This window comes from Micromonospora sp. NPDC049204 (assembly GCF_040647935.1).
Lineage (GTDB): Bacteria > Actinomycetota > Actinomycetes > Mycobacteriales > Micromonosporaceae > Micromonospora.
Window position 1 is genome coordinate 226,685 of sequence record NZ_JBEZDC010000003.1, and the last position, 17,434, is coordinate 244,118.

Annotated in this window: 11 protein-coding genes and 2 tRNA genes; 8 read left to right on the plus strand and 5 right to left on the minus strand. The window is 69.3% G+C overall.

The window, feature by feature from the left end:
* Positions 1-268: 268 nt before the first annotated feature.
* The 6 genes from gyrB (at position 269) to AB0A90_RS07165 (ending at position 7,542) form a co-directional block, all read left to right on the plus strand.
* Complete coding sequence (gyrB, locus tag AB0A90_RS07140) at positions 269-2,215, plus strand: DNA topoisomerase (ATP-hydrolyzing) subunit B (protein ID WP_357243021.1); 1,947 nt, start codon at positions 269-271, stop codon at positions 2,213-2,215.
* Positions 2,216-2,408: 193 nt separating this feature from the next.
* Entirely contained in the window at positions 2,409-6,128 is a 3,720-nt protein-coding gene (gene gyrA, locus AB0A90_RS07145) for an intein-containing DNA gyrase subunit A (protein WP_357244063.1), read from the plus strand.
* Between the two features lie 4 nt (positions 6,129-6,132).
* Positions 6,133-7,038 carry a DUF3566 domain-containing protein gene (locus AB0A90_RS07150; protein ID WP_357243024.1) on the plus strand — a complete coding sequence of 302 codons (906 nt, stop codon included), beginning with the start codon at positions 6,133-6,135 and terminating at the stop codon, positions 7,036-7,038.
* A 151-nt stretch (positions 7,039-7,189) separates the two neighbouring features.
* A tRNA-Ile gene (locus AB0A90_RS07155) sits at positions 7,190-7,263 on the plus strand.
* A 44-nt stretch (positions 7,264-7,307) separates the two neighbouring features.
* A complete protein-coding gene (locus tag AB0A90_RS07160; protein WP_357243027.1) occupies positions 7,308-7,436 on the plus strand; it encodes a DLW-39 family protein in 129 nt (42 codons plus the stop codon).
* Between the two features lie 30 nt (positions 7,437-7,466).
* A tRNA-Ala gene (locus AB0A90_RS07165) sits at positions 7,467-7,542 on the plus strand.
* A gap of 273 nt (positions 7,543-7,815) precedes the next feature.
* On the opposite strand, the gene AB0A90_RS07170 is transcribed toward AB0A90_RS07165, so the two are convergent.
* The 3 genes from AB0A90_RS07170 to AB0A90_RS07180 all read right to left on the minus strand — a co-directional run bounded on the left by AB0A90_RS07170 (position 7,816) and on the right by AB0A90_RS07180 (position 10,664).
* A complete protein-coding gene (locus AB0A90_RS07170) occupies positions 7,816-8,679 on the minus strand; it encodes an alpha/beta hydrolase (protein ID WP_357243029.1) in 864 nt (287 codons plus the stop codon).
* Positions 8,680-8,760: 81 nt separating this feature from the next.
* Positions 8,761-9,300 carry a hypothetical protein gene (locus tag AB0A90_RS07175; protein ID WP_357243032.1) on the minus strand — a complete coding sequence of 180 codons (540 nt, stop codon included), beginning with the start codon at positions 9,298-9,300 and terminating at the stop codon, positions 8,761-8,763.
* A 950-nt stretch (positions 9,301-10,250) separates the two neighbouring features.
* Positions 10,251-10,664, minus strand: coding sequence for a contact-dependent growth inhibition system immunity protein (locus AB0A90_RS07180; protein WP_357243035.1), 414 nt, complete (start codon positions 10,662-10,664; stop codon positions 10,251-10,253).
* Between the two features lie 186 nt (positions 10,665-10,850).
* Here AB0A90_RS07180 and AB0A90_RS07185 point away from each other — a divergent pair, with 186 nt between their 5' ends.
* The gene (locus AB0A90_RS07185) at positions 10,851-11,225 is read left to right on the plus strand and encodes a YciI family protein (protein ID WP_357243038.1); all 375 of its coding nucleotides are present in this window, start codon (positions 10,851-10,853) and stop codon (positions 11,223-11,225) included.
* A 417-nt stretch (positions 11,226-11,642) separates the two neighbouring features.
* Complete coding sequence (locus AB0A90_RS07190; protein WP_357243042.1) at positions 11,643-12,062, plus strand: CBS domain-containing protein; 420 nt, start codon at positions 11,643-11,645, stop codon at positions 12,060-12,062.
* 74 nt (positions 12,063-12,136) lie between these two features.
* Here AB0A90_RS07190 and AB0A90_RS07195 read toward each other — a convergent pair whose 3' ends face one another.
* The gene (locus AB0A90_RS07195; protein ID WP_357243045.1) at positions 12,137-12,937 is read right to left on the minus strand and encodes an MBL fold metallo-hydrolase; all 801 of its coding nucleotides are present in this window, start codon (positions 12,935-12,937) and stop codon (positions 12,137-12,139) included.
* A gap of 51 nt (positions 12,938-12,988) precedes the next feature.
* Positions 12,989-17,431 carry an HAD-IC family P-type ATPase gene (locus AB0A90_RS07200; protein WP_357244066.1) on the minus strand — a complete coding sequence of 1,481 codons (4,443 nt, stop codon included), beginning with the start codon at positions 17,429-17,431 and terminating at the stop codon, positions 12,989-12,991.
* Positions 17,432-17,434 lie beyond the last annotated feature (3 nt).

Sequence of the window (17,434 nt, forward strand, 5' to 3'; positions counted from 1 at the left end):
CGAGTGGTGGTTCTGTCCCCCGCGCACAGTAGGATTGACAGCGAGACGAAGACCCGGTGCGGGAGAGGGATGGGGCCGGTGGCCCCAGGTTCATTCTCCACGTCGGGTTGAGCCGATCGCGATCCGCGGGCAACCGCGGCGACCGGCGCGTTCGACCCGCTGTCCGGAGGTCTCCGGCACCGGTCCACGCGCCGACGTCGCGTCCTGTCCGCCGAACCCGCGCCCGCCGCGCCCTACCGGCGCGGCTGACGCGAGAAAGTGGCCGAGGGTGGCAGCGCAGGACAAGCAGGAGTACGGCGCAGAGTCGATCACCGTTCTCGAAGGGCTGGAGGCAGTTCGCAAGCGGCCCGGTATGTACATCGGGTCCACCGGCGAGCGCGGTCTGCACCACCTCGTCTGGGAGGTCGTCGACAACGCGGTCGACGAGGCCCTCGCCGGATACTGCGACACCATCGACGTGGTGCTGCTCGCCGACGGCGGCGTCCGGGTCACCGACAACGGCCGTGGGTTCCCGGTCGACCTTCACCCGAAGCTCAAGAAGCCCGGTGTCGAGGTCGCGTTGACCATCCTGCACGCGGGTGGCAAGTTCGACGGCAAGGCGTACGCGGTCTCCGGCGGTCTGCACGGCGTCGGTGTATCCGTCGTGAACGCGCTCTCCACCAAGATGTTCGTCGAGATCCACAAGTCCGGCAACGTGTGGCGGCAGCACTACACCAACTCCAAGCCGAGCCCGCTGGAGAAGGGCGAGACCACCGACAGCACCGGCTCGGCGGTCTCCTTCTGGCCCGACCCCGACGTCTTCGAAACCGTCGACTTCGACTTCCAGACCATCTACCGGCGCCTGCAGGAGATGGCCTTCCTCAACCGCGCCCTGCGCATCCACCTGCTCGACGAGCGGGTGGCCGAGGAGGAGGACGGCCGGCAGCGCGAGGTCACCTTCTACTACGAGGGCGGCATCGCGGACTTCGTCCGGCACCTCAACGCCTCGAAGAGCCCGATCCACAAGACCGTGGTCGAGTTCGAGGCCGAAGAGGAGGGCATGTCCCTCGAGATCGCCATGCAGTGGAACGAGTCGTACGGCGAGTCGGTCTACACCTTCGCCAACACGATCAACACCCACGAGGGCGGCACCCACGAGGAGGGCTTCCGGTCCGCGCTGACCAGCGTGGTCAACCGGTACGGCACCGACAAGAAGCTGCTCAAGGGCGACGAGAAGCTCTCCGGCGAGGACATCCGCGAAGGGCTCGCGGCGATCATCTCGGTCAAGCTGGCCAACCCGCAGTTCGAGGGGCAGACCAAGACCAAGCTGGGCAACACCCCGGTGAAGAGCTTCGTGCAGCGGGTCTGCAACGACCGGCTGGTCGACTGGTTCGACCGCAACCCGGCCGAGGCCAAGATGATCATCACGAAGGCGTCCCAGGCGGCCCGGGCGCGGATCGCCGCGCAGCAGGCGCGCAAGCTGGCCCGACGCAAGTCGCTGCTGGAGTCCGGCTCGATGCCGGGCAAGCTGGCCGACTGCCAGTCGACCGACCCGCGCGAGTCCGAGGTGTTCATCGTCGAGGGTGACTCGGCCGGCGGCTCGGCCAAGCAGGGCCGCGACCCACGGACCCAGGCGATCCTGCCGATCCGCGGCAAGATCCTCAACGTGGAGAAGGCCCGGATCGACCGGGTGCTGAAGAACAACGAGGTCCAGGCGCTGATCACCGCGCTGGGCACCGGCATCCACGACGACTTCGACATGGAGAAGCTGCGGTACCACAAGGTGGTGCTGATGGCCGACGCGGACGTCGACGGCCAGCACATCCAGACGCTGCTGCTCACCCTGCTGTTCCGCTTCATGCGTCCGCTTGTCGAGATGGGGCACGTCTACCTGGCCGCCCCGCCGCTCTACAAGATCAAGTGGAACAAGAAGGGCGACGACGCCCAGTACGCGTACTCCGACCGCGAGCGGGACGGTCTGATCGTGCTGCGCCAGCAGAAGAAGCCGAACGCCAAGCCGGACGACATCCAGCGCTTCAAGGGCCTCGGCGAGATGAACTATCCCGAGCTGTGGGAAACCACGATGAACCCGGCAACGCGTACCCTGCGTCAGGTCACTCTCGACGACGCGGCGACCGCCGACGAGTTGTTCAGTGTGCTGATGGGTGAGGACGTCGAGGCGCGCCGGTCGTTCATTCAGCGCAACGCCAAGGACGTGCGGTTCCTGGATATCTGACGGACTGCGGTGGATCGGCCGGGCAGTGCCCGGCCGATCCGGCGGTCCACAGAGTTATCCACAGCTTGGCCGGTATCCACAGCGGTTATCCACAGCACGAAAACGACTCTGAGTCTGATAAGGGTATACAGTGACCGATTCTCCCGAGTCCACACCGAACGAGCCCGAGGTCCCCGCCGAGGCCATCGCCGCCGTGGTCGCACACGACCGGATCGAACCGGTCGGGCTCGAGGTGGAGATGCAGCGCTCCTACCTCGACTACGCGATGAGCGTCATCGTCGGGCGTGCGCTGCCGGACGTCCGGGACGGCCTCAAGCCGGTCCACCGCAAGATCCTCTACGCGATGTTCGACTCCGGCTACCGCCCGGACCGCGGCTACGTGAAGTGCTCCCGGGTCGTCGGCGACGTGATGGGCCAGTTCCACCCGCACGGCGACTCGGCGATCTACGACGCGCTGGTCCGGATGGCGCAGCCCTGGTCGCTGCGCTACCCGCTGGTCGACGGCAACGGCAACTTCGGCTCGCCCGGAAACGACCCGGCCGCCGCGATGCGTTACTGCGTCACGGCAGATGTCCGTATTCGTACCGCCGAGGGCAGCGTGCGGATCGCCGACGTCGTGCCGGGCGCGGAGCCGTCCAGCGAGACCGACGTCGACCTCAAGGTCCGCGACCGCAACGGCGACCTGGTTCGCGCATCGAAGTTCTTCCACTCGGGCGAGCACCCGACGCTGCGGCTGCGTACCCGCGAGGGGTACGAGCTGACCGGCACCCACAACCACCCGGTGCTCTGCCTGGTGGACGTGGCCGGTGTGCCGACCCTGCTGTGGAAGCTGCTCGCCGAGATCTCCCCGGGCGACCGGGTGGTGCTCCAGCGTTCGGTGCCGGACGAGATCGGCTACCCGATGCTGGAGCACGTCGAGGCGGCGGTCCTCGCCGGCGCGTTTGTCAGCGAGGGCTTGGTCTCCCCTGGGCGGGCCGGGTTCAACAACGTGGACCGGGATTTCTTCGTCCGCGTCCTCGCGGCCTACGACCTGGCGGTGGGCGGCCCTCGTTACGTCAGCGAGCGGGTCATCGCCTCCGGCAGCACTCTGCACGAACTCGACGTGCAGGACCTCAGCGCGCTGCGCAAGAGCCTCCTCGGTGACCTGCTGGGCGCCCGCAGCGCCGCGAAGTTCGTCCCCGAGTTCGTCTGGCAGGGGCCGGCCGCGGTCAAGCGGGCCTTCCTCCAGGCGCTCTTCGAGGGCGACGGCTCGTCCTCGCTGCTGCCGCGCAACACGATCCAGGTCTCGTACTCCACGCGCAGTCAGCGGTTGGCCCGCGAGGTCCAGCAGTTGCTGCTGGAGTTCGGCGTGATCAGCCGGCAGACCCGCTACGACGACGGCGAGATCAAGGTCGTCGTCACCAACCGCCGCGACGCCCGGATCTTCGCCGCGCACGTCGGCTTCCTCGGCCGCAAGCAGGCCAAGCTGGAGGCGGAGCTGGCCCAGGTGCCGGCGAGGAGCACCGCGCTCTCCAGCGACCACGTACCGCTGGTCGGTGAGTTCATCCGCGAGCATGGCGCGCAGCGCTGGACCGAGCGGGACTGGCTTCGCCGGCACAACGTCGACCGGGTGGAGCGGTGGGAGCGGGACCGCGACGAGATCGCCGCCCGGATCAGCAACACCGAGGTGCTCGACGTGGTCGAGCCGTTGGTCGACGGTCGGTTCTACTACGCCGAGGTGGCGGAGATCACGGATGCCGGTGTGCAGCCGGTCTACAGCGTCCGGGTCGACACCGACGACCACTCGTTCGTCTCGGACGGGTTTGTCAGCCACAACACGGAGTGCAAGCTCGACCCGCTGGCCATGGAGATGCTGCGGGACATCGACGAGGACACCGTCGACCTCCAGGACAACTACGACGGCCGGGCCAAGGAGCCCACGATCCTGCCGTCGCGGATCCCCAACCTGCTGGTGAACGGCTCCGAGGGCATCGCGGTCGGCATGGCCACCAAGATCCCGCCGCACAACCTGCGGGAGATCGGCACGGCGGTGCAGTGGTGCCTCGACAATCCCGAGGAGGACGAGGAGACCACCCTCGAAGCCCTGCTCGGCATCGTCAAGGGTCCGGACTTCCCGACCTACGGCCTCATCGTCGGCCAGACCGCGATCCAGGACGCGTACCGCACGGGTCGTGGCTCGATCCGGATGCGCGCCGTGGTGGAGGTCGAGGAGGACAAGCGCGGCCGTCCCTGCCTGGTCGTCAGCGAGCTGCCCTACCAGGTCAACCCGGACAACCTGGCCGAGCGGATCGCCGAGCTGATCAAGGAGGGCAAGCTCGCCGGGATCGCCGACATCCGCGACGAGTCCTCCGGCCGTACCGGTATGCGGATCGTGCTGGTGCTCAAGCGCGACGCGGTCGCGAAGGTCGTGCTGAACAACCTCTACAAGCACACCCAGCTCCAGGAGACCTTCGGCGCCAACATGCTGGCCCTGGTCGACGGGGTGCCGCGCACGCTCAACCTGGCCCAGTTCATCCGCTACTACGTCGAGCACCAGATCGAGGTGATCCGTCGGCGGACCGCGTTCCGGCTGCGCAAGGCCGAGGAGCGGGCGCACATCCTGCGCGGTCTGGGCAAGGCGCTGGACGCGCTGGACGAGGTGATCGCGCTGATCCGGCGGTCGCCGACCGTGGACGACGCCCGGCAGGGCCTGATCCGGCTGCTGGAGATCGACGAGATCCAGGCGACCGCCATCCTGGACATGCAGCTGCGCCGTCTCGCCGCGTTGGAGCGGCAGCGGATCGTGGACGACCTGGCCAAGCTCGAGATCGAGATCGCCGACTTCAAGGACATCCTGGCCAAGCCGGAGCGGCAGCGGAAGATCGTCTCCGAGGAGCTCGGCGAGATCGTCGCCAAGTGGGGCGACGACCGGCGTACGCAGATCATCCCGTTCGACGGTGAGGTCTCGATGGAGGACCTCATCGCCCGCGAGGATGTGGTCGTCACGATCACCCGGACCGGGTACGCCAAGCGCACCAAGGTCGATCTCTACCGCTCGCAGCGACGCGGGGGTAAGGGCGTCAGTGGCGCTACGCTGCGGCAGGACGACATCGTCAGCCACTTCTTCGTCTGCTCGACCCACGACTGGATCCTGTTCCTGACGAACAAGGGCCGTGTGTACCGGGCCAAGGCGTACGAGTTGCCGGAGGCCAGTAGGGTAGCCAAGGGCCAACACGTGGCCAACCTGCTTGCCTTCCAACCCGACGAGCAGATAGCGCAGATCATTGAGATCCCGAACTACCAGGTAGCCCCCTATCTGGTACTGGCCACGAAGAACGGCCTGGTGAAGAAGACGCGGCTCGAGGAGTTCGACTCCAACCGTTCCGGCGGCATCATCGCGATCAACCTGCGCGATGAGGACGAGCTGGTCGGTGCTGCGTTGGTTGCGCCGGAGAACGACCTGCTGCTGGTCTCCAAGAAGGCGCAGGCGATCCGGTTCAACGCCTCGGACGAGGCGTTGCGGCCGATGGGCCGAGCCACCTCGGGGGTGATCGGCATGCGCTTCACGGACGACGACGTCCTGCTGGCCATGGAGGTCGTTCGGGAGGGTCTGGACGTTCTGGTGGCCACGAACGGGGGATACGCGAAGCGGACCCCGATCGAGGAATACCCGGTGCAGGGCCGGGGAGGTAAGGGCGTGTTGACTGCAAAGATCACCGAACGGCGCGGTGGTCTGGTCGGCGCGGTGGTGATCGATCCGGACGACGAGCTGTTCGCGATCACCAGCAACGGTGGTGTCATCCGGACTCCGGTGAAGCCTGTACGCCGTACGCGTGACCGGAACACAATGGGGGTCAAGCTGATGGACCTCCCGGACGGCGTGACTATCGTGGCGATTGCTCGCAATGCCGACGAGCCTGACGAACAGGACTAGTTGAATGACGGAGACACAGGCGAAGTCGGGGAACACGGGGACCTCGGCCAACCCGGTCGACGAGGAGGCCGCCAAGGGCGGCACACCAGCGACCGGCCGCGCGGCCGTAGGCCGGGCGACGGTCCCCGCCGACGCGCCTGCCCCGAAATTCACCAGGGCCCCGGGCATGACACCCCCGCCTGAGCCGACCAGCGATGACGCTGGCAAGGGTGACAAGACCGAGGCGTCCGGAGCCGAGGCGCCGACGTCTGCCGCCACACCCTCGGGTTCGGCGACACCCTCGGCCCGACCGGCGACCACCCAGCCGATCAACGTCCGGCCCGGCCAGGCCGCGTCGACCGGGGCCACCGGCACCCAGCCGCGGATCACACCCGGCATGACCCAGCCGCCGTCGGACGGTGCGCGTACCTCCGCTGGCGGCCGCCCGGTCAGCGGCGGTGGCCTGCCGCCGGGCATCGGCAACGCGTCGGCCGTCGGGGCCGCCCGTGTCGGTGACGCGGTACGCGCGGCACGTACGTCGGTCAGCTCGGCTGCGTCCCGAGGACCCCGCCGGGCTCGGCTGAACCTGAAGCGGATCGACCCGTGGTCGGTGATGAAGTTCGCGTTCGCCGTCTCGGTGGTGCTCTTCATCGTCGTGGTGGTCGCCACCTCGGTGCTCTACCTCGCGCTGGACGCGATGGGTGTGTTCAAGAGCGTCAACGAGAGCCTGAGCGACCTGGTCAACGCCGGCGGTGGGCAGAGCACCAGCGGCTTCCAGATCACCGCCAAGGGCGTGATCCTCAGCTCGGCGCTGATCGGTCTGGTCAACGTGGTGCTGTTCACCGCGCTGGCCACGCTGGGAGCGTTCGTCTACAACGTCTGCGCCGACCTGGTCGGCGGGATCGAGCTGACGCTCGCCGAGCGGGACTGAGCGACCGGGACGCCGGGGCACCGCGAAACGCGGTCGCTCCGGCGTCCCGTACTCGGGTAGGTTTTGGCAGGCGACGACGGCCCGGCTCGTGGGTGCGGACCCCGATTTGGGGCCGGCGCAGCGGATGGGTTAATCTTGCTCGTCGCAACGCGGGGCTATAGCTCAGTCGGTTAGAGCGCAGAGCTGATAACTCTGAGGTCGATGGTTCGATTCCATCTAGCCCCACCGCACGGTCGTCCGACGTTAGTCGAGCACGAGGGGTCGCCCCAATGTTCAAGAAGCTGCTGATTCTGGCTGGCGTCGTCGGCGTGGCCGCCGTCGTGTACAACAAGATCAAGGCCTCGAGCGACGAGCGTGCCCTCTGGCACGAGGCGACCACCGCACCCGACCTGCGCTGACCTCTGAGGCGGCGACAAGCGGTCGGCCACGGGGCCCTAGCTCAACTGGCAGAGCACTGCCTTTGCAAGGCAGGGGTTAGGGGTTCGAGTCCCCTGGGCTCCACCAGCACTTCCCCCGGTTGATCTCGGTCCTGAGGGCAGCCACGCGGTCCTGTCGTCCCCTCCTCGCCCGGCGCGCGATCGATGGCTGAGGGCAACTCCTCGCCCTGATCGAGTAGGAGCGAGGCGAAGGCGTGCCGCAGCTTGTCCCGCTGTGGACCGCTTCCGCTCGCTCTTGGTCGACGTACTTCCGTTTCCGCTCCCGTCGATCCGACGAGGTGTCGACCACCGCACTGTCAACGCCTACCGCCACGTGCCCTGCGCGCGAGGTGCTTGAGCCTTAGTTGACCAGTCGGCCGACCATGGCGGCGAGCTGATCGGGATGCTCATCGGTGACCAAGTGGCCGGCGCTGAAAATAATGTCAGGGTCAACATGGAGCCGCTGTTGTGCCCCTGATCGCAATCGGTTCGGCGGCAAGAACACGTCCTGGTCTCCGCTAGCGATCACGACCGGCACCGTGCGCGTTACCGGCGGGACGAGATCATCGGAACTCACCGGACGGGTGTGTCGGGCGACCAACGTCATCCACTCCACCAGGTCTGCGCGGGGCGCTCGGCCGGTAGCAGACAGGATTCGCAGCAGACGAAGGCTCGAAGCAGATCGTGGCCGTACCAGCCAGCTCAGGAACGCCAACAAGACACGGGGAGTGACCCTGAGTCGGCACAGCCCTCCAGGAGCCACCGCGACCTTGCCGTGAATCCGCGAATGATCTGCCGTGAGCGCGACAGCGCCGCCGAACGAATGCCCGAACACCACGACCGGCCCGCTTGTGGATTTCTCGATGACCTCTTCCAGCCAGGAGCCGTACCAGGTGAGCCGGCCGCCGGCGGCATCCGCTTCACCGGAACTCAATCCAGGCTGGCCCGGAACGTCGGCAGCGACCACCCGGTACCGCTGAGCCAAGGTTGTGAGCAACGGCAGGTAGGCGGCCGTGCTGAAGCGGTCCCCAGCGACGAATACGACAGTCAGTGGGCCTCCGCCAGCGGTGAATACGTGTGTGTCTTCGCCTTTGGCGCGAATCATGCGTCGATCGTGTCGGACCGGCCACGCACTCAACTGCTCCTCGCACCACTGGCGAATGCTGTCCCTGCCCGCAGGAGTCCGATAGATCGACTTCACCGCTGCATCCTGCACCAGGACCATCGGAAGTACCACGCCACCAGCTCGAGCATCGTGAGGATCATCGGCGCCCGTCATACGGCCATCCGCACAGCCAAGCCCTCGTCACCGTACGGTGAAACCCCCGTGGCTGACGGTCTCTCTCAACCAGTCAAGCCAGGCCGCCCACAGGTCATCCCCATCCAACTCTGCACGGACGCTCGGCGACGAAGCCTGATAGCAGTCGAGCGCTTCGTCGATCTCCCTCGCTCCAACCAGCCAGGGACCATTGCTCGTCAGCTTGAACTCTGGGATACCAAGCATTCCAGGGACCGTCTGGGCCGACGCCGCCCGTTCGGCCTCGTTGTACGCGTCGCGCCGACTCTGATCAGCAGACTGCCAGTCGTCGATGCCCTGGAACGGCCAGGCGGGGAAGGGCTGCGGGGCTCCGTGGTAGGTCATGCCGGTTCGGCGCATACCGTCGCGGCAGAGGCCCATGCCGGCGATGTTCAGATGGAACTGATATGCAGCCGCAAGCGTCTCGTACTCGTGCAGGCATGGAGGAGCGTGCACGCACAGGTCCCGCAGCTCAGAGCACGCTTCGAAGCGCGAGCGGGCAGTGGCAGCAGGTTCGGGTAGGTCAGTCCACTCAAGGTCGTAGCTCACGAGACCCCTTCGCTGCCGCGCATCAGCCAGCGCCCGGCGTCATGACATTCGCCGAGCAGCATACGGCGGTTCGTCAGGCAGGTCCTGACACCGATCGGTCACGCAGGTCACGAGACCGGACAGGTCGCCGGAGGTGATGTCGACCAAGGGGTCCGTACGTCTTCAAGGCGGCCCGCGACGGGCAAAACGCGCCGCCAACCCTCACCCTCGACTCGTCGCCGGTCACCCGGAGGCATCGAAGTTCGCTTGACGACGAAGCGGGCCGGTGGCCCGCCTCCCGAAGGGCGGTCGGTTGCATACGGGTGGGCATCGCGGGTAGTCCGGGCGGGGGCTGAGGTTTGAGGTCTGTTGCCCTTCAACAAGCCGGGGTCATGCCAAGGTTCCTGAGGTCCGACGGCGGGGAGGCACAGTGGTGCGCATCGACGTGAACGAGCCGAGGGCTGCCGAACGGTTCTGGGAAGGGATGCGGGAAGTAGCCAGTGCTGCCGCCCGGCATCGCGATCCACAGTTGTACGAGTCGATCGTCAAGATCGGCAGGGCCGCGCTTTCTCAAGGTGTTGAGCTAGTGCCCTCAAGTGGGCTCTTTCTCCAGTGCCCCGTCTGCGGCGTCTCCCCAGGTCAGCGCTGTATCAGCGCGCCCAGGAACCCTCTACAGGACAACGTCCTCCACCCGGCTCGTATGGAGCTGGCCGAGAAGGCGCTCAAGGGAGATGTCCCCCTTCCTGCTCCACTTCGTTAACTGCCCCCAACACGACCAGGAGCGGGTTGGGAGGGTCGAGCTAGCGGGTCAGCGTGCTAAGCGCGGACGCCGCGTGACACCTGGCCTTCGGCCGCTGTCAGCCAGCGTCGATACCAACTGCCGAACCCGAGCGATGTCCCGTCGTCGTCGCGCCGGCGACCCTCCTCTGGGGCTGGACCGCCTGACGACAGGCCGACGCTGAGATCCGCTCTCATCGACCAAGGAACCGTACGATCGCGTCGCGAAGAGGCCGGTCCAGGTCGCGAGGCTCATGGTCAGGGGCGGACGACGGGGTACCGGCAATGAGCTCAGTCAGAACAGACTCCAGCCGCTTCCGCTCCGGTCGCAGGTCCGACCAGGCCGTGTCGGGTAGCCGCAGCACGTTGGCGAGCAGGTCACCTGGGTAATAATCTCCCTCGGCCAACGGATCGCGGAGCAGGACCTGTATCGCGAGAGGCAGCAGTGCGGGTACGCCAATCTCTTGCCCGAGCATGATGCGCAGGTCTTCGACCGTGAACTCGGTCAACGGCGTGCGTCGCAGCTCCGTGCACCGTCTCGTCAGAGACGTGGCGTCCGGGCCGAGGTCCGGCCGCACGTCCCGTTCAAGCTGCTCGATGGTCGTCATGGCGGTCAGGGTAGTTCGCACCCGGCACCCTGGGCCGGCCGGAAGGTTGGCGGCCGTCCACGGGTCGCCGCTGGCCGACGAGGATCCGGCGAAATCTTTCCGGTGGGGCGTCGAATCCGGAACGAGTCGTTCGTAGAGGAGACGAGAGGTGGCCGAAGGTGGCCGCCGGGACAAGGAGTCACGAGGATGGCGCGATACCTGATCTCGTTCAACGACGGCGCGATGGACCACATCCCCGCTGAGGAGATGCCCGACGTGGGCAAGGCCGCGCACGCGGTGGTCCAGGAGGCCGTGAACGCCGGCGCGTGGGTGTACGGCATCGGCCTCGAAAGGCAGCAGGCGAGCATCGTGACCCCCGACGGGACGGTCACCGACGGCCCTTACCCGGAGACCAGGGAGGTCATCGGCGGTTTCGTCGTCGTCGACGTGGCCACCCGCGAGGAGGGATTGGCGTGGGCTGCCAAGATTGCCGCTGCCTGCCGCTGCGCGCAGGAGGTCCGGGAGCTCATGCCCGATCCCGAGACGGAGGCGATGCTCGGTCGCGCCGACAGTCGGGGGTGACACCACCGACGGTGCCCGGTCAAGGGACGCCGCCCTTTGTCATGATCCGTGCATGGATGAACAGTCGGTGCTCGTCACCGACCCGGCGGCGGTCACCGGTCACGCGGTCGCCGACCGGCGTGCGGCGGACATCGACTGGTCCACAGAGGAGACCTGGAGACGGCGGTCAAAAAGCTCCGATCGGACCTGGCGACCTCCGTGTCGAGCATCGTGGACATCAGCCAGCTGGTCGACGGCATTCCGGGAGTGGAGTTTCGCGGGGGCCTCTGCTGGGCCGAGCAGGGCCCGTCCCGGGACCCCTTCGCCCGGACGCGGGGTGACGACTCGGGCGCGGTGAGGTGAAGGCGGGCGGCATGGCCGTGGCCGACCGGGGTAGGAGAAACGGCAACAACCCCCCGGAAGTGAGGTGTCTTACCAATGCCTACGGCACGCGAGATCATGACGAACGACGTGACCTGTGTCCGCGAGCAGGACGACCTGAAGTCGGCCGCGAAGCAGATGGCAGAGCTGGGGGTCGGCGCCCTGCCGATCTGCGGCGAGGACAACCGGCTGAAGGGCATGCTGACCGACCGTGACATCGTGGTGAAGGTGCTTGCGGAAGGCCGCGATCCGGCCAACGTCACGGTGGGCGAGCTGGCCCAGGGCGAGGCGGTGACCATCGGCGCGGACGACGACGCGGCCGAGATCCTGCGCACCATGGGCCAGCACAAGGTACGCCGGCTGCCAGTGATCGACGGGCATGAGCTGGTCGGCATCGTCGCCGTCGCCGACGTGGCCCGTTCCCTGCCGGAGCGGCCCGTGGGTGACCTCATCGAGGCCATCTCCGAGCGCGGCTGACCGTCGCATCCGTCCTCGATCGCCGCCCCGGGTGGGCGGCGATCGCCGTGTCGGGGGTCTGCGCGAATCGGTGGTCAGTCGGGCGGGGTGAGGGATGCGGTCTCGCCGCGGGCGATGGTGCGTACCTGCTTCACCCAGCCCCGGCGGCGGGCCTCGTCGACGAAGTGCGCGAGCGGGGACCGGAACACCGGGTAGTCGTCGTAGTGGATCGGCACGGTCAGCTTCGGGCGGACCAGTTCCGTCAGGTCGGCACCCTGGCTGGCATCCATGGTGAGCAGCACCCCGGCGACCCTCGTGCCGCCGAGGTGGATGAGCATGGCGTCGATGTCCGGGTAGCGCTCGGGGATGGCGGTGAGCAGCGGCCGGTTGAGGGTGTCGCCGGTGACGTACAGCCGGAACTCTCGAGCACCGGCGCGTTCCACGTCGATCATCGTGCCCATGACGTCGGGCATCAGCAGGTCCAGGGCACCCGGGCCGTGTTGGCCGGGCATCGAGGTCAGGCGCAGTGTCGTACCGTCGCGGTGCAGTTCCCGGGACGACCAGGTCGGCAGGCCCTGGGCGGCCTGGAAGCCCCAGCGACGCAGGCGGCGTTCGGCCGCTGGCGTGGTGACGATGGGCAGGTCACGGTCCAGTTCGCGGCGGGCCACCCGGTCGAAGTGGTCGCCGTGCAGGTGGGAGAGGACCACCGCGTCCAGCTCCGGGAGCTGGGCGATCCGCAGCGCCGGGTCCGTGCGTCGGCGCGACCACAAACCCTTGCCCAGGTACGCCCGCTGACCCCGATGCAGGAAGTTCGGGTCGGTCAGCAGGGTGAACCCGCCGATCCGCAGCACCGTCGTCGCGGTACCGATGAACGTCACCTGGGGTTGCTCCACCATAGTGCCCACCTCCTCCGGCTCCGGTACCCCGGTGGGCGGTGGGCATGCGGCTCAGCTGTCCGTGGGCGCGGTGTTCGGCCGGGCCTGGGGCACGTGTTCCATCAGCCTGGTGAGCGCGCCGTTGGCGAAGGTCGCGCCGAGCGCCGAGCCGGCCCCGATGGTCCAGCCCACCGGTCCGAGTGGGGTGCAGCCGAAGAACTGGCTCACCCCCGGCGTCTGCACCACCACGACGAGCACGCCCAGTGATGCCGCCGTGGACGCCAGCACGGCGGGGCTGGTGCCGCCGGCCAGGATGGTCTGCCCGAGTTGGGTGCCGACCAGGCTGACCAGGGCGACCGTCCCGGCCCGCTGACGGCGTCCGGTGTATCGGGCCAACGTCCAACCCGCGGTCGCGCCCAGCGTGGTCGCTGCCGCCCGGAGGCCGATCTCCCTGGTGAGGCTCTCACCGAGCGCCGTGTCCGGACCCTCGCGGAGCAGCGCGTCGGTGCGGTCCGACGCGGGTGGCCGGACCGCGATGGCCAGCGCCGGCGCCAGGTCGGTGAGCAGGTTGACCAGCAGCAGTTGTCGTCCGGTGAGCGCGGAGCGGCCGGTGGCCGCGGCGGTCAGCACACTGAACGCGATCTCGCCGAGGTTGCCACCGACCAGGATGCTGAGCGCGTGCCGCACCGACGACCACATCGCCCGCCCCTCGATCAGGGTGGCGATGATGGTCTCCAGCCGGTCGTCGGTGACCACCAGGTCGGCTGCGGCGCGGGCGGCCGGGGTGCCCCGCTGGCCGAGGGCGATGCCGACGTCGGCCAGCCGGATCGCCGGGGCGTCGTTGGCGCCGTCACCGGTCATCGCGACGGTCCGCCCGCACTTCTGCAACGCCTGGATGATCCGCACCTTGTGCGCCGGGGTGCAGCGGGCCACCACATCGGTGTTGGCCAACCGCTCGGCGAGCGCGTCGTCGTCCAGTTGGTCCAGTTCGCCGGCGGTGACCACCCGCTGTTCGTCGTGCTCGCTGATGGTGGCGGCGATCGCCTCGGCGGTGGCGGGGTGATCACCGGTGATCATGATGGTGTGCACACCGGCCTGCCGGATGCGGCGCACCGCCGGGGCGGCGCTCTCCCGGACCCCGTCGGCGAGGGCCAGGAAACCCACGAAGGTCAGCCCTCGGACGTCGTTGTCGGTCACCTTCGGGTCGTCCACCTGGCACTCGGCGACGGCGAGGATCCGGTTTCCCGCTCCGGCCCGATCGGCGAGCATCCGCTCCAGCTCCGCGCGCCCGGCGTCGTCGAGCGGCTCCTGACTGCCGTCGGTGCGCCGGGCCGAACAACGCGGCAGCACCGTCTCCGGAGCGCCCTTGACACTCAACAACAGGCGGCCGTCGGTCTCCCCGACGCTCGCGTGATAGCCACGGGACGGTTCGAACGGCAGCCCGCCGGCAGCCCGCCAACCAGCCGCGCCGGTCTGCTCCACCACCCCGGCCACGCCCGCGCCCCGCCGCACCGCCCGGTCGGTCTGCAACGCCAACTCCTCCGGGTTGGCCGCGGCGGGGGTGGCGCGCAGCGCGGCGGCCAGCGTCAACTGGAGCCGGTCGTCGAGCCGGTCCACCGGGGCGTACCGGTCGCCCACGCCGTCGCCGACCCCGGCGAGCAGCAACTGGCCCTCGGTGAGGGTGCCGGTTTTGTCGAAGCAGAGCACATCCACCCGACCCAGCGCCTCGATGGTGCGCGGGTTGCGGACCAACGCGCCGTGCTCGGCCAACCGCCGGGCGGCGGCCAACTGCGCCGCGCTGACCAGGAACGGCAACCCCTCCGGCACCGACGCCACGGCGAGGTTCGCCGCGGTCGCCGCCGTCTCGGCCAGGGGTACGCCCCGAAGCAGGCCCGCGCCGGCCACCGCCACCGCCGAACCAGCGGCCAACGGGATGGCGGCGCTGGTCAACGAACCGAGGCGGGCCTCCACCCCACTTGTCGGTGGGGCCTGCCGGACGAGCGCCAGGCTGCGGCCGGCTTCGGTGTCCGACCCGGTCGCGACCACCACGGCAGTGCCGTGCCCGGCGGCGACGGTGGTGCCCTCGTAGAGCATCGAGTGTCGATCGGCGATGGCGGCGGCCACCACCGGCCGGTTGGACTTGGCGACCGGCAGTGACTCACCGGTCAGTGACGACTCGTCCGCCTCCAGGCCCACCGATTCGAGGACGCGGCAGTCGGCGGGCACCGAGTCACCCGGCTCCAGGGCGATGACGTCACCGAGGACCAGGTCCTCGGCGGCGAGAACCTGCTCGCCACCGTCCCGGCGGACCCGCCCGGTCACCGCGGAACGGGACAGCAGTTCCGCGAGTGACCGTTCGGTGTTGCGTTCGTGCACCGCGCCGATCAGTGCGGATCCGCCGACCACGCTGCCCACGAGCGCGGCGTCGACAAGCGAACCGAACGACGCGGACAGCACCGCCCCGGCGGCCAGGACCGGGGTCAGCGGGTTGGACAACTCGTCCACGAAGGCGCGCAGCAGACCGCCGCGTCCCGGTCCGGCATCGCCGTTCCCGCCACCGTCGTGGTGCCGGCGCTGCGCTTCCGCGCTGGCCAGACCGTCCGGCGTGGTGTGCAGGTGGTCCAGCACGGTTCGGACCGGCATCAGGTGCCAGGCGGTCGCCACCGGTGCCGGGGTGTCCGACTGGTCGCGTAGCCGGCGGGCCTGCCAGACCCCGTTCGCGAAGGCCAACCCGGCCGCGCCGTTGACCGCGACGAGCGCCTTGTGCGGCAGTTGGGTCGGCGGAGCGGTGAACGCGCCCAGTGCTCCGAGACCGGTGCCCGCCATGGCCAGTCGGATGTTCTGCTGGGCCGTACGGCGGGCCACCCCGGTCGCCTCGACCACGAGGGCCACCACCCGCAGGTCGGCGCCCACCAGCAGGTGTGCGCCCCACGGCGGCAGTTCCTCCGGCGCGGCGAGCCCCAGACCGCAGTCGGACGCGCCGAGCGCCCTGCGGTCCGCCGAGACCAGCATCACCACCGCGCCGTCGCGCTGCAACGCGCGTACCGACTCGGTCAGCTGGTCGCCGCCGGGCAGCATCGCGTCGGCGAAGCCGTACCGCTGCTCGTCGCCGCCGGCCACCACCAGCCGCAGGCCAGCCTGCCGCGCGGCGGCCGGGAGGCCGTCGACGCCGGGCGCGGGTTCCGGCTCGACCCGCAGGAGCGCGGCGAGCCGGTCGCCGTGGACGAGACCGAGCAGTTGGCCACCGGCGGAGCGCAGCCGGTCGCCGTCCGGGATGTCAACCGGGTCGGTGCCGGGCAGCTGATCCAGCGGTCCGAGCCGCCAGCCGTCCGCCGTGCGGGAAGCAGCCGGATCGTCCGGGTTGAACAGCGCGAAGGCCTGCTCCGCCACCTGGTCGACGTCCGCGCCCGGCGCCGGCGCCAGATCGGCGAGGACACCCCGGTCCGAGCCGAGCACGGCGGCGTCCAGCACGAGCGTGTCGATCCGGTCCAACTCCCGCAGCACGCTGCGGTCCATCGCGATCACTCCGCGCCGGGCCAGCATCCAGCCAAGTTGCGCGGCGTACCCTTCGCGTCCGCTGCCGGGCGCCTTCGGCAGCGTCGACAAGCCCACCGCGATGGCCCGTTTCGGCCCGGCGAACGGCATCGCCGCCGCACCGGCCGCCGCACCCGCGCCGAGCATGCGGTTGACGTACCGCTCGACCGGCCCGTCCGGCTTCGGCCGGGGACGCTCGACGACCGGCCAGCGGGCGGTGGCTCGATCCGCCTCGCCGGTCAGATGCGGTTCGGCCCGTTCCCAGGCGGCGAGTTGCGCCCGCGCCTCGCCCCACTGCACCACCCGCTGGGCACCGTCCAGGACGATCCCGGTCCAACGGCCGGTCAGGCCCTGCACCACCGCTTCGGCCAGCGGAAAGAGGATGTCGGCGCGGGGGTCGGAGCGCAGCCGTTTGCCGATGAACTCGTGCAGCTTCGGCTGTAGATCGACCGCGGCGAGCACGCCGGCCACCTCACCGGGCAGCGGCGCGAACGGCAGGATCCGGGTGGCCGCCGAGATGGTCAGGCCCAGGGCGTCGGAGGCGAGCGCGCCGAGGGTACGGGGGGTGCGCGGCCCCTCCTCCGGCGGATGCGGTGGTGGGATCTCCGGGTCGGGTTCGTGGTCACAGGTCCGCTCGACCCGGCTGATCGTGGCGATCAGGTCGCGCAACGCCGGCTCGGGGGTCTCGACGGCAACCACCACCCGCCCGGACGGGGCGTTGACCCGAGCCCAGGCGACGCCGGGCAGACGTTCCAGCGCGCCCTCCACCTGACGGGCCAGCCGGTTTCCGCCGTCCTGGCAGACACCGTGCACCTCGATGTGGTGTCGGCCCGGCCGGGACCAGACCCGCCGCCGCGTCAGCCCGGCCGTCCGGGCCAGCCGGGTCGCCGCCGAACCGACAGTCCGGGACGCCTCGCCGACCAGGTGCGGCATGCCGAAGGACGGCAGGATGCGGCCGGCTGCGCGACCCGCCGCCGTCATCGA